The 12,516-nt window shown below is 68.7% G+C and carries 10 protein-coding genes and 1 pseudogene; 2 read left to right on the top strand and 9 right to left on the bottom strand.

All coding sequences use genetic code 11. From position 1 onward, the window contains the following. From ACIBAF_RS36010 to ACIBAF_RS35980, 7 genes and pseudogenes are all read right to left on the bottom strand, one after another. Positions 1-855, bottom strand: coding sequence for an MBL fold metallo-hydrolase (locus ACIBAF_RS36010; protein ID WP_399468605.1), 855 nt, complete (start codon positions 853-855; stop codon positions 1-3). Positions 856-887: 32 nt separating this feature from the next. Further along, complete coding sequence (locus tag ACIBAF_RS36005) at positions 888-1,811, bottom strand: alpha/beta hydrolase (RefSeq protein ID WP_399468603.1); 924 nt, start codon at positions 1,809-1,811, stop codon at positions 888-890. A gap of 117 nt (positions 1,812-1,928) precedes the next feature. After that, positions 1,929-2,744, bottom strand: coding sequence for an alpha/beta fold hydrolase (locus ACIBAF_RS36000; protein WP_399468601.1), 816 nt, complete (start codon positions 2,742-2,744; stop codon positions 1,929-1,931). Next, complete coding sequence (locus ACIBAF_RS35995; RefSeq protein WP_399468599.1) at positions 2,741-3,226, bottom strand: hypothetical protein; 486 nt, start codon at positions 3,224-3,226, stop codon at positions 2,741-2,743. The genes ACIBAF_RS36000 and ACIBAF_RS35995 overlap by 4 nt, the downstream gene beginning before the upstream one ends. A 235-nt stretch (positions 3,227-3,461) precedes the next feature. Further along, complete coding sequence (locus ACIBAF_RS35990) at positions 3,462-4,175, bottom strand: flavin reductase family protein (protein WP_399468597.1); 714 nt, start codon at positions 4,173-4,175, stop codon at positions 3,462-3,464. 92 nt (positions 4,176-4,267) lie between these two features. Then, a pseudogene (locus tag ACIBAF_RS35985) lies at positions 4,268-5,708 on the bottom strand (phytoene desaturase family protein). An 8-nt stretch (positions 5,709-5,716) separates the two neighbouring features. Then, a complete protein-coding gene (locus tag ACIBAF_RS35980) occupies positions 5,717-6,115 on the bottom strand; it encodes a cupin domain-containing protein (protein WP_399468595.1) in 399 nt (132 codons plus the stop codon). Between the two features lie 93 nt (positions 6,116-6,208). On the opposite strand from ACIBAF_RS35980, the gene ACIBAF_RS35975 reads away from it, so the two are divergent. Together ACIBAF_RS35975 and ACIBAF_RS35970 are read left to right on the top strand one after the other, a co-directional pair. Continuing rightward, positions 6,209-7,822 carry a succinic semialdehyde dehydrogenase gene (locus ACIBAF_RS35975; protein ID WP_399468593.1) on the top strand — a complete coding sequence of 538 codons (1,614 nt, stop codon included), beginning with the start codon at positions 6,209-6,211 and terminating at the stop codon, positions 7,820-7,822. A 95-nt stretch (positions 7,823-7,917) separates the two neighbouring features. Then, positions 7,918-9,723, top strand: a complete 1,806-nt coding sequence (locus tag ACIBAF_RS35970) for a GMC family oxidoreductase N-terminal domain-containing protein (protein ID WP_399468591.1) — start codon at positions 7,918-7,920, stop codon at positions 9,721-9,723. Between the two features lie 121 nt (positions 9,724-9,844). Here the strand turns inward: ACIBAF_RS35970 and ACIBAF_RS35965 are convergent, their stop codons facing one another. Further along, entirely contained in the window at positions 9,845-11,548 is a 1,704-nt protein-coding gene (locus ACIBAF_RS35965) for an amidohydrolase (protein WP_399468589.1), read from the bottom strand. Positions 11,549-11,611: 63 nt separating this feature from the next. Next, positions 11,612-12,463 carry an MBL fold metallo-hydrolase gene (locus ACIBAF_RS35960; protein ID WP_399468587.1) on the bottom strand — a complete coding sequence of 284 codons (852 nt, stop codon included), beginning with the start codon at positions 12,461-12,463 and terminating at the stop codon, positions 11,612-11,614. Positions 12,464-12,516 lie beyond the last annotated feature (53 nt).

The following is a 12,516-nucleotide window of genomic DNA, read 5'->3' as shown; positions in this document are numbered from 1 at the left end:
TCAGGCGGTCGGCGGGCCGGTGACGGCGACGACGCTGCGCCACAGCGCTTTCGGGTTGGCGTAGCCGGGGAACAGCCGCATCATCTCGTCGAAGAATTCCTCGGGCGTGCGGCGGCCCTCCTCGGTGAGCCGTTGGAAGGTCCTCAGGTAGGTACGCGTTCGCTGGACGGCAGCGCCGTCGTCGGGCTGGGCCCTGTCCTTGTGACCGGCCACGGCGTACCTCGGGTCCAGAGCTTCGATGACGTCCAGTGCCCGGTACCACGCGTCGAGGCCTCCGTCGCCGGACTCGTTGAGGTACTGGTGGCAGTGGTTGTAGACGGAGTCACCGGCCACGAAGAGGCGGATCGACGGCACCCACAGCCCGGTTGTGTCATCGGTGTCGGTATGGCCGAGTTGAACGGCCTTCAGGACGTTGCCCTCCAGTTCGATGCCTTCATCCGGGATGATCTCCGGGCTGATCTCCCCTTCGCAGACCTGACCGGGGAACCGTGCATCCCAAGCGGTTGCGCGGGTCTCGTGCTGGCTCTTGATGTACGCGGCGGTTCCCGCGGTCGAGTAGGCCCTCGCTCCCGGGAAACGCTCCAGCAGTGCGGGCGCACCGAACCAGTGGTCGCCGTGGCCGTGGGTGATGTAGATCGCGGTCAGGTTCTTGTCGAACGAGGCGATCCAGTCCGTGATGACGCGGATGTGGTCATGCGACCAGGGGGTGTCGACGAGGACGGCGTCGCGCTCACCGGTGATCAGCGTCGACGATATGGGCGACGCCACCGCGGGATGGCCGTGCGGCACTGGTGGGGTGCCGTGTTCGAGAGTCGGCTCGGCGACATGGACGTGGAAACGCAGATCAGCTGCCATGGTGTGCGAAGTCCTCTGGTGTCGACTGTCCGTCAGTTGTCGCTTGCGGGGCTGAGATGCTGGATGAACCAGTCCCTCGCCCCGCCGCCGGCCTGGTCGAAACGGTCGTCGTACGCGCCGAAGTGGTCGCCTTGATAAGTGATGAGCTTCTTGGGCTCGCCGGCGCGCTCGTACGCGGCCAGAGCGATGTCGGACGGGGTGATCGTGTCCTCGTCCCCGATGATCATCAGCAGGGGCGTCGGTGCGATGCGGTCGATCCATACACCGGGGTCGTACATCTGGGCTTTGAGGGTGGAACGGATCGTGACTTTCCGGTCGAAGCGCGCCAGCTCGGGTACCGGGAACCGCTTCTCGTAGGCGTCCATCGCCGGGTCCTTGTACACCGACGTCACATCCGGGTCGGTGCTGTTCAGTACTTGGCGAGCGGGCTCAGCGCCGCGCAGTTGTGCCCGCTCGTCGGCGTTGAAGCGGTCCTGGAGCCGTTTCGTCGTCTCGGGACTCGGGTTGCGGCGCTTGCCCTGCTCGTAGCCGCTGATCGTCGGCACCTGAGCGACCACCGCCTTGATACGCGGGTCGCTGCCGGCGAGCACCAGCGCGTGCCCTCCGGCGTAGCTGGAGCCGAACAGGCCGATGCGGTCGGGGTCGACGCCGGGCAGGTCCTGCAGGTAGGTGATGACGCGGCGCCAGTCGAGGACCTGCCGCCACGGGTCGATGTCCTGGCGGGGCCAGCCACCGCTGCCACCGAAGCTGCGGTGGTCGTGGATGATCGACACGAAACCGGCCTCGGCGAACAGCTCGGCGTAGTGCATCAGGCCGCCTTCGGCCAGGCCCCCGAAGCCGTGCGCGAGGGTGACCGCCGCGGCCGGCCGCGTCAGGTCCGTGCGGCGCAGGACCCATGCGTGCAGACCGATGCCTCCCTCGGCGGGGATCCAGTGTTCTGTGCGCTCAAGCGCCATGACCTGTACATCTCCTTGACATTGTGGCAGGGCAGGTGGAACTGGCCGACCGTGGCCGCGGGCGGCCGGCAAGGGGCCGCTGTCGTGATGCGAGCTCCGCGGGCCGGCCGGCGCCGTTCATTCGAGCTTCGCGAGGAACTCGGCCATCACCTGAGCCAGCTCTGCCGGGCGTTCCAGGTGGGGATAGTGGCCCGCGCCGCGGACTTCAGCGACGTGAGCACCGGAGAATCGGCCGGCGACCGTGGTGCGCAGCATCTCCTCCGAGAAGAAGGTGTCGTCGCTGACGACGACGAGGGCCGGGGCTCTGACCGGCGACGGTTGATGGCCCGCCGGGTGTCCGCCGATCCACGAGAGCAGGGATTGCAGGCTGGCGCGTTCGGTCTCCGTGGGGGTGGAGATGACCAGGCGCAGCCTCGCGGTGTCGGACCTGTCGGCGGCGAACTGGGTCCGAGAGAGCCCGGCCGTCACCCGGTCCAGGTCGCGAGCCCCGGTCTTGAGCATCTCCACGACGTCGGGGGGAAGGGGCCAACCCGCCAGCGGCGCGGGGTTCACCAGCACCAGCCCGACGGCCAGGTCGGAGAGCCGGGCCGCGGCGAGCTCGGCGACGGGGCCGCCCATGGACTGGCCTACGATCACGACTCGCTCGTCGCGGCGCGCAAGGTGACGGGCGACCTCGACGACCTGGGAGGCGAAATCCTCCAGCAAACCGGCGGTGTCCTCCTCGGGACGGTCGACCTCCTTGCGCTGTACGGAGGCGACGCGCCAGCCGGCGGTGGTTGCGGAGCGGGTGAGCTCGTCGATGACCCATTGCCAGCCCAGCGCGCTGTCGCGCCAGCCGTGGGTGAAGACCAGCAGTCCGGTCTCGCCGTCGCCGGCCTGAAGGTACTCGACTCCGGACGGAGTGAGATGTTGCGTGAGCCCGGTGTCCGTCACTGTGCGCCGCCGCGGTGGACCGGCCAGTTGGCGTCCAGCGAATCGGAGGCGGTGCAGGCCGCTTCGATGGCCACGGCTCGCAGTCCGTCCTCGCGTCGGCCGATGACGAAGTGCACAGCCAGACGCTCGATCTCCGACTCGTCGACGCGGCGGCGGGACCAGATGACGTCCACGGCGGCGCTGTGCCTGTTGAAGATCACGATCCGGTGGTCGAGCACCGCGGTGTGCGTGTAGCCGGCTCCCTGAAGACGGTCGAAGGTGGCCTTGAACAATCCGATGACCTCCTCCACGGTGCGCAGAAGGACGACCGGACCGTCGTCGCTGCCGACCCAGAGCGGGGCGGCCCAGTACTCGGCGATGAAGGAGGGATCGTTCGAGCTCCCCACGGCGGTGATGTACCGCGCCAGGTAATCCTCGAAGAACCAGTTGCTGATCTCGGCGTATGTCGCGTCGAGTTCAAGCTCGGGGGATGGAAGCGCCATGGTCCTGACCTCTCTGTCGATGGACGGGCTCGTCAGTCGCGCCGCGGTGACCGGCCGCGGGTCGTAGGCGGGTTCGATGCCTAGGACCTGTCCGGCCGATCAAGTCGCAGGAAAGCGACGGCGCCGCATCAGTGCCGGTGAGCGGGGTGATGGGGGTGCCCCCGCTCAAGCGCAGTCGAGAGTGGGGGAGTGCGTGCCACACCCCGCGTCTGCGGCATGATCGGCCGGACAGGTCCTAGTCGATGGTTGATCCCGAGGGTGACCAGGAGCCGGCGTCGATGGGGGAGTAGCTTTCGTCTCGGCCGTCCAGGCGCTTCATGCGCTGTCCCTTGCGCGCGGCGAGCACCTCTTCTTCGACCGGAGTGAAGAACACGTTCTCCACCAGGGTGTACTCGCCTGCCAGTCGTCCGACAGCGGGAATGGCGCCGATGTCGATTCGGCCGTTCTCCATGTACAGGTCGTCGCGAATATGGAAGCGGACCACCTCTCCCCACACAACAGCAGCCGGGGAGTTGGGATCGTCGAAGATCTGGAATGTCACGCACTCCATGTTGATCGGCGATTCCTTGACCCGCGGAGGCTTCACCGCGACGGACTCCGCCTTCGCCAGCCCCAACTCCTCGAACTCGTCGACGTCGGTCTCGAACTCATAGGCCGAGCGGTGCACTGCATCGGCGAGGGGCAATACGGCGAGGTTCACCACGAACTCGCCGGTCTCCCGGATGTTGGTCAGGGTGTCTTTGGCTGTCGTGCCGTCCATGCGCGGCTGTATCGACAGCGAGACCCGCGGCGGCTTGCGGCCCACCGCCGTGAAGAACGAGATGGGGGCCAGATTGTCGACGCCCTGCGTGGATCGCGTGCTCACCCATGCGATCGGTCGAGGAAGGATGCTGCCGATCAACAGTTTGTAAGCGGATGTCGCGTCGAGATCTGCCGCATTGATGATCACTTTTCGCCTCTCGGTCGGCGATGCAATGGTGACATAACCATATGCTCTTAGGATATGTCATGCAACGGTTGTGAGCTGGGGAATCGCCATGCTTATCCCTGATACCGCCGCGGCCTGACTTCGTCACGGTGAAGGTGTCGCAGGGCTCGCGCGGCGGCGTGGGCGCCGCACATGCCGTGCGCGCCCGGACCGGGCGGCGTGGCCGCGGAGCACAGGAAGTGACCGGTCAGCCCAGTGTCGTAGGGGTGCAGGGTGGGTCGGGGCCCGACGATCAGCTGAGGCAGGTCCTTGGCGCCGGTCATGATGTTGCCGCCGACGTAGTTGGGGTTGTATGCGGCGAACTCGGGTGTGGTGGCACGGCGATGCCGACGATCCGGTCCCGGAATCCCGGGGCGAACCGCTCGATCTGAGCGGTGATCGCTTCGGTCGCGTCGCCGGAGTAGCCGTGCGGGACGTGTGCGTAGCTCCACACCGGGTGCACATTGCCGACCGAGCGCTGGGGGTCGGCCAGGTACTGTGCCCGACCAGGACGAACGGCCGGTCCGGCATCCGCCCGGCGTGGATCTCACGCTCGGTGGCGGCGATGTCGTCGAACGTGCCGCCGACATGTACGGTGCCCGCCCGCCGCGCCGCTTCGGCGGTCCAGGGGACTCCGCCCTCGACCGCGAAGTCGACCTTGAACGCTCCCGGCCCGTACCGGAAACCGCGGTAGGCCCGGGCAACCCTCGGCGGCAGCCGGTCGCCCAGGATGTCCGCCAGCGCGGTCGGCGCCACATCCCAGAGGGTCACGTCCGTCGGCGGCAGCTGAGAGAGCGACCGTACGCGGACGCCGGTCTCGATCTTGCCGCCGAGGTCCAGCAGCAGTGCCGCCATGGCATCGGTGATGCGGCGGGATCCACCGTGGGCGACGGCCCAGCCGTGCCGGTGCCCAGCGGTGAGGATACCGAGCCCGATGCTCGCGCTGAGCGGCCGGTGCAGCGGATGGAAGGCGTGCGCCGCGACTCCGCCGAACAGTGCCCGGGCCTCCTCGGTGGCGAAAATCTTCGCCGGCAACGCCGCCGGGACCAGGGCGGGTACGCCGAAGCGGGCGAGGCGAAGGGGGTGCCGGGGAACGCGGAGGAGCGGGCCGAGGATGTCGTCGCTCAGGTCGTCGTGGGCTGCCGACGGTCCGTCGAACAGCAGCCGCCAACGCCGGCCGTCGGGGCCGAGGCCCTCGGCCGTGTCGACGACCGAACGGTGCAGCACCCCGGCCGTGCCGCCGTGGAGCGGATGCACGCAGTCGATCTCCGGCAGCTTCCACTGCAGCCCGTACCGGGCCAGATCGAGGGTCCGCAGGAACGGCGACCCGACGGCCATCGGATGGATGGCCGAGCAGTGGTCGTGCAGCAGCCCTGGCGGAATCGCCTCACCCGAGCGAGCGCCACCGCTGATTGTGTCGGCGGCCTCCAGAACGCTTGGACTCGGCCACGCGGAGGGTGCCCAGGGACCCCGCGTGACAGGTCCGGGTCCGGGGCCGTGGCAGTGATCGGAGATCTGGAGCACTACCGCACGTCGGCCGGATGCGTGTCGCCCGGCCGCAACGCCGGCAGGTAGGTGATGAACAGTTCGAGCGGCTCGTCACCCAGCACGTCCACCACGTGCGGAACCGAGCGCGGCAGGAAGACGGTGTCGTTGTCGCCCAGAACCACGTCGGTGGTACCGGCGCGAATGCGGCACCGGCCGGCGATAACGAAGATCAGCTGGTCGCTCTGCTCGTGGTAGTGCGGATCGGCGCCCCCACCGGGCCGTAGGGTGCCTCGGACCATCGAGAGGTCGCCGACGCCGTCCTCCGGTCCGAACACGCGGCGGTTCGTCGTTGCGGCGTGGTGCGGAGGCTCGTACTCGTCCAGTTCGGCGAACATGCGGACCATCGCAGCCCTGTCGTGTTTGTCCTGGTTCATGGTCGGACCCACCTCCATGAGTGAACGCTATAAAGAAACAATTGCACGCCTCAACATAGACCAGGGGCGGGCCTCCGGCTTACTCTGCGCGGCATGATGGATGCGCAGCCCCCGGCCAAGACCGGCACCAACCCCCTTGCCCGCGCCCCGGAGGGCGCCCGTACCGCCGCTGACGTGGTCACCCCCGAGCTGGTGGCCCGGCTCACCAGAGGTGTTGTCGGCTCTGGCCGTACCACCAGCCACACGCCGTTCACCGGGGAGAAACTGACCGACCTGCCCGAATCCACGCCCGAGGATGTGCGGAAGGCCTTCGATGCGGCCCGCAGGGCTCAGGTCGCATGGGCGCGGACCCCAGTACGCCGGCGGGCGTCCGTCCTGCTCCGCTTCCACGACCTGATGCTCGAACGTCAGGCCGAGGTCCTCGATCTCGTCCAGCTGGAGACCGGCAAGGCGCGCAACCACGCCCAGGAGGAGGTGCAGGGCGTCGCCATGGAGGCTCGCCATTACGGCCGTAGAGCACCCGCCTACCTCAAGCCCAAGCGGCACACGGGCGTCGTGCCAAGCCTCACCAAGGTCACTGAACTGCGCCACCCGCGTGGTGTCGTGGGCCAGATCGCCCCCTGGAATTACCCTCTCTCGCTGTCCGTCGGCGATGCGCTCCCGGCGTTCGTCGCGGGCAACGCGGTCGTCATGAAGCCCGACACGGAGACGTGCCTCACGGCGCTGTGGGCGCGTGACCTGCTCATCGAGTCCGGCCTGCCCGCCGACGTCTTCCAGGTCGTCCTCGGTGAGGGCCAGGTCGTCGGCCCGGAGGTCGTCAAGCACGCCGACTATGTCTCCTTCACCGGCTCGACCCGAACGGGCCGCGAAGTCGCCCAGGGCGCCGCCGCCCGGCTGGTCGGCGCCTCCCTCGAACTCGGCGGAAAGAACGCCATGCTGGTCCTGGAGGACGCGGACCTGGAGAAGGCCGCGGCCGGAGCAGTCCGCGCCTGCTTCTCCTCCGCCGGCCAGCTGTGCGTCTCCATTGAGCGGTTGTACGTCCACGAGTCCGTCGCCGACGCCTTCGTCGAGCGCTTCGCCGCCCGCACCCAGGTGATGCGACTGGGTAATTCCCTGGCATACGGCGCCGACATGGGGTCCCTGGCCGGTGAGCGCCAGCTGGAGACCGTCAAGCGGCACGTGGAGGAGGCCGTGGCCAAGGGTGCGAAGGTTGTCACTGGCGGCGCCGCCCGCCCGGACATCGGCCCGTACTTCTACGAGCCGACCATTCTCGATGGCGTCCTTCCCGAGATGGCCGTCTGCGACGAGGAGACCTTCGGCCCGGTCGTCTCCATCTACCGCTTCAAGACCGAGGACGAGGCGATCGAGCTCGCCAACTCCACGCCTTTCGGCCTCAATTCCTCGGTCTGGACGAAGGACGGCCGCCGCGGCCACGCGCTCGCGACCCGCCTGCGCACGGGCACGGTCAACATCAACGAGGGCTGGGTGGCCGCGTACGGCAGCGTCCAGTCGCCCATGGGCGGCATGAAGGACTCCGGACTCGGCCGTCGGCACGGTTCCGAGGGCATCCTCAAGTACACCGAGGCCCAGACCGTCGCCCATCAGCGGCTGCTGCCGCTGGCGCCGTCGCTGGGGATGGACGACGAGAAGCACGCACAGTTCATGAGCCGCAGCCTGAGGGCGATGAAGGCACTCCGCCTCCGCTAGGGCGTGTTTCGAAAGTAGCGTCGTCTGCCCGAAGGGCGGACGGGACTTTCGAAACACGCCCTAGATCACACCGCAGCTTTCAATGAGGAGAGCACATGTCACAGGAGAACTCTGTCCATGAACAGGACGAATCGGCGTACGACTATGACGTGATCGTCATCGGGTCCGGTTTCGGCGGCTCCGTCACCGCTCTGCGCCTGACCGAGAAGGGTTACCGAGTCGGCGTGCTGGAAGCCGGCCGCCGCTTCACCCGCGAGTCCCTGCCGAAGAACTCCTGGGACATCAAGAACTACCTCTGGGCCCCGAAGCTCGGCGTGTACGGCATCCAGCGCATCCATGTGCTGGGCAGCGTCGCGGTCCTCGCGGGAGCCGGAGTCGGCGGCGGCTCCCTCAACTACGCCAACACCCTCTACGTACCTCCGAAGGCCTTCTTCGACGACCCGCAGTGGCGGGACATCACCGACTGGCAGGAGGAGCTGAAGCCGTACTACGACCAGGCCGAGCGCATGCTCGGGGTGCGCCTGAACCCGACGATGTCCCCGTCCGACGTCCATCTGAAGGCGGCCGCCGAGAAGATGGGCGTCGGCGACACCTTCCACATGGCGCCGGTCGGTGTCTTCTTCGGCGACGGCAAGGACGCCGAGGGGGCGGCGAAGGCGAGGCCGGGGGAGGAGGTTTCCGACCCCTACTTCGGTGGTGCGGGTCCGGCCCGCAAGGCCTGCACCGAGTGCGGCGAGTGCATGACGGGCTGCCGGCACGGCGCGAAGAACACGCTGAACGAGAACTACCTTTACCTGGCCGAGAAGGCGGGCGCGGTCGTTCACCCCATGACGACGGCCGTCTCGATCACGGACGACTCGCAGGGCGGGTACGTGGTGGCGACGCTGCCGACCGACCGGAAGAAGAAGGGCCAGAGCAGGCTCTTCAGGGCCCGCCGGGTGGTGCTGGCGGCGGGGACATACGGAACCCAGACGCTGCTGCACCGGATGAAGGCGGGCGGGGAACTGCCGTACCTCGCAGCGAGGCTGGGCGAGCTGACCCGTAGCAACTCCGAGGCCTTGGTGGCATCCCAGACCACCGACCGGCGCTACTGCAAGGTGACGGGCGAGTCCAAGGTGGACTTCACACGGGGCGTCGCCATCACCTCCTCGATCCACCCCGACGGGAACACCCACATCGAACTTGTCCGCTACGGCAAGAAATCGAATTCGATGGGCGCCCTGATGACCCTGCAGGTCCCCTACACGGACGGCGCGTCACGGGTCGCGGCCTGGCTGCGCAACGCGGCCCGCCATCCCCTGCTGGCCGCGCGCTCCTTCTCCAAGTACCGCTGGTCGGAGCGGACGATCATCGGGCTCGTGATGCAGTCCCTGGACAACTCCCTCACGACGTACCTGAAGCCGAACGGCATCGGCAAGGGCATGCTGACGGCGCGGCAGGGCCACGGTTCCCCGAACCCGAAGCAGATCAGGGCGGCCACGGAGGGCGCGTCGGTGATCGCGGAGTCGATCAACGGCTTCGCCGGCTCCAACTTCGGCGAGGTGGTGGGCGTCCCGCTCACCGCCCACTTCCTCGGCGGCTGCCCCATCGGCGACTCGCCCGAGACCGGCGTGATCGACCCGTACCACCGCCTGTACGGCCACCCCGGTGTCTCGGTCGTCGACGGCGCGGCGGTGTCGGCCAACCTGGGTGTGAACCCCGCGCTGACGATCACGGCACAGGCCGAACGCGCCATGTCGTACTGGCCGAACAAGGGCGAGACCGATCCGCGCCCGGCACAGGGTGCGGCATACGAACGCCTGAAGCCGGTCGAGCCGAAGTCACCGGCGGTTCCGGCGGGGGCGTTCGGTGCACTGAGGCTGCCGTTCCTGGGGATTCCGGCAGTGCCGCCGAAGAGGTAGCGGCCGGGACGGCGACCGAAAGAAGAAACGGAGAGGATCTGCGCTACCTCCGAGCGTAGATCCAGGGTCCGCCCCTCCGTTTCCCAGGGCGGAGCGGCGCATTCCGCCCCGGCCCGCTTCGTCAGCCGTCGAGCGCGTCGTGCACCACCTCTCCGCCGAGCACGGTGAGCACCACCGGCAGCTCCGGGATGGCGCGCGGGTCGGCGGTGAGCAGGTCGCCGGCCAGCACGCACAGGTCGGCGACCTTGCCGACCTCCAGGGAGCCCTTCCATTCCTCGGCGAAGTCCTGCCAGGCCGCGTCGATGGTGTACGTGCGCACCGCCTCGGCGAGCGTGATGCGCTGCCCGGGGCCGCTGACGCGGCTGCTGGCCTTGGACTCGCGCAGCAGCATAGTGGCGATGCCCTGGCGCCAGTCGGGGAAGGTGACCGGTGCGTCCGAGCTGCTCGCCACCCGGACGCCGGCATCGAGGGCGTCCCGGTACGGCCATTCGTACGCGGCCCGCTCCGGCCCCACGAACTCCTCCTCCAGGTCCGCGATGGTCCACTTGATCGTGGGGTTCATGTTGACGCCGAAGCCGTGCCGGGCGAGCGTCTTCATGCTGCGCGGGGTCAGGAAGTCGCCGTGGATGACGTAGTGCCGGGCGTCCGGGCGCGGTTGCCCGGCAGTGGCGGCGGCGAATGCGTCGACGACGGTGTCGATGCCCCGGTCCCCGGTCACGTGCACGCCGACCTGGTAACCGGCGGTGTGCGCGTGCCGGACCATCTCCGCGATCTGGGCGACCCGTTCCTCGTCGGTGTCGCCGCCCACGCACAACGCGCCATGGCCGCCGCCGAGGTACGCCTCGTGCATCCAGGCCGTCTTGTTCGGCGGGATGCCGTCGGCGAAGATCTTGACGCCGATGATGTTGAGTCGCCGTGGATCGTCGCTTTCCGGTACCTCGTAGCCGTCCAGGGCGCGTGTGAAGTCGGCAGCCGTGCTCGACATGCCGGTGGGAAGCAGCAACACGCTTATCCGGGCGGTCAGTTCACCGGCGGCCAGCAACTGCCGGTAGACGTCGAGGGTCTCCTGGGACAGTGCCCCGCTCATCATCCGGTCACCGCCGGGACCAAGGCCCGGCTCTGTGTAGCTGGTGATGCCGAGCGCCCGCAGCTTGGCCAGGGTGGACCGGATCGCCAAGGCCCGGACGTCCGGGGTGAGCGGCGGCAGCACCTGCTGGACCAGCACCTGGGCACCCTCCTGGAACAGGCCGGTGGGCTCGCCCTCGGTGTCGGTGACGACGACCCCGCCGGGCGGGGCCACCGTGTCCCGGCCGACGCCGGCGACGGCGAGCGCCGCGGAGTTGACCCAGGTGCCGTGCGCGGAGAAGTCCAGCAGCAGGACCGGGTTGTCCGGGCTGACGGCGTCGAGGTCGTGCCGGGTGGGCAGGCGCGAGGGGTCCTCGGCGCACTCGGCGAGGTAGCCGAGGTCCCAGCCGGTGCCGATGATCCACTGACCGGGCGGGGTGTGTTCGGCCGCGGCGCGCACCGCCTCCGCCACGTCGGCGATGGACCGCACGTTCGGATACCCGAGGTCGAGCGCCAGCGGCGGTGAGCTGACTCCCCAGGCACAGCCGTGCAGGTGTGAGTCGTTGATACCGGGCAGGAGGGTGCCCCCGACGAGGTCGACCACGCGTGTGTCCGGGCCGATCCGGTCCTCGACATCCTCCCGGGCGCCCACGGCTCTGATGACGCCGTCGCTGACCGCGAGTGCGGAGGCAACGGTGAAGTCGGGGTCGACGGTGAGCACAGAACCGTTCACGAAGACCAGGTCGGCGAAGTCGGGCATGGAGATCTCCCTGCTCTTGCAAGTGAGTGCTGGAAGCGAGGCGCCTGACGGCCGAGGTGAGGGTCAGCCCTTGGCCGAACGCGCCGAGCCCCACAGCACACCGGGATTGACGCGGTCGGGGTGGATCTTCAGCATCGCCTGGTACAGCTCCTCGGTGGAGCCGGTGCTCTCGACGCACTCCTCGAAGTCGTCGAGGTACCCGCGGGTCTCGGCGAGGATGTCCGGGGAGTCGGGCCGGTCGGCACGCTTGTGTCCGGCGACGACGTGGGCGGGGTCGAGGCCGGCGATCACGTCGATCGCCTCCTTCCACGCGGCGCGGCCTTCACGCGGGGACTCGGCGAGGTAGAGGTGCACGTCGTTGTAGGCGGCGTCGCCCGCGACGACGAGGCCGATCGACGGGACGTGCAGCGCGGTCGTGTCGTCGGTGTCGGTGTGGCCGAGCGGCACGATCGTCAGCTCCCGGTCCTCGAGTTCGAGCGCCGTCCCCTCCAGCGGCTCGGCGGCGACGAGACGGTCCGCGATCTGCCCCGGGAACAGTGCCCTCCAGAAGTTGTCGAGGAAACCCGGGTCCATCTGCTTCACCATGTTCTCGGCGACCGTCGGTGTGGCGACCGGCCGGGCGTTCGGGAAGCGCTCCAGGAGGGTCGCCAGGCCGAACCAGTGGTCCCCGTGTCCGTGGGTGACGTAGATCGTCGTCAGGTTCCGGTCGAACGACTCCACCCAGTCGGCGAGTGCGGCGGCCTGCTGGGCCGTCATCACCGGGTCGACGAGCACCGCGTCGCGCTCGCCGTAGACGAGCGTCGAGGAGATGGGCGACCACATCAGCTGGCCCGTACCCGGCGGCACATCAGGCATGGTCGTCGGGATGGGGGGTGCGACGTGGACCGCGTAGCGCAGATCATTCTTACCGGTCATGGTCCTACTCCTGTCGTGAGCAATGGTTTCAGTGGGTCGGTGACGTCGTGGGC

Source organism: Streptomyces sp. NPDC051677 (assembly GCF_044453465.1).
Classification (GTDB): Bacteria; Actinomycetota; Actinomycetes; order Streptomycetales; family Streptomycetaceae; genus Streptomyces.
The sequence above is the reverse complement of the archived record's forward strand: the minus strand, read 5'-3'. Positions and strand labels throughout refer to the sequence as shown.

Excerpts from the sequence above, each read along its gene's own strand:
- ACIBAF_RS35960 (WP_399468587.1), bottom strand. The coding sequence starts at position 12,463 with ATGACCGGTAAGAATGATCTGCGCTACGCGGTCCACGTCGCACCCCCC.
- ACIBAF_RS35975 (WP_399468593.1), top strand. The coding sequence starts at position 6,209 with ATGATGGATGCGCAGCCCCCGGCCAAGACCGGCACCAACCCCCTTGCC.
- ACIBAF_RS35965 (WP_399468589.1), bottom strand. The coding sequence starts at position 11,548 with ATGCCCGACTTCGCCGACCTGGTCTTCGTGAACGGTTCTGTGCTCACC.
- ACIBAF_RS36005 (WP_399468603.1), bottom strand. The coding sequence starts at position 1,811 with ATGGCGCTTGAGCGCACAGAACACTGGATCCCCGCCGAGGGAGGCATC.
- ACIBAF_RS35995 (WP_399468599.1), bottom strand. The coding sequence starts at position 3,226 with ATGGCGCTTCCATCCCCCGAGCTTGAACTCGACGCGACATACGCCGAG.
- ACIBAF_RS36010 (WP_399468605.1), bottom strand. The coding sequence starts at position 855 with ATGGCAGCTGATCTGCGTTTCCACGTCCATGTCGCCGAGCCGACTCTC.
- ACIBAF_RS35980 (WP_399468595.1), bottom strand. The coding sequence starts at position 6,115 with ATGAACCAGGACAAACACGACAGGGCTGCGATGGTCCGCATGTTCGCC.
- ACIBAF_RS35970 (WP_399468591.1), top strand. The coding sequence starts at position 7,918 with ATGTCACAGGAGAACTCTGTCCATGAACAGGACGAATCGGCGTACGAC.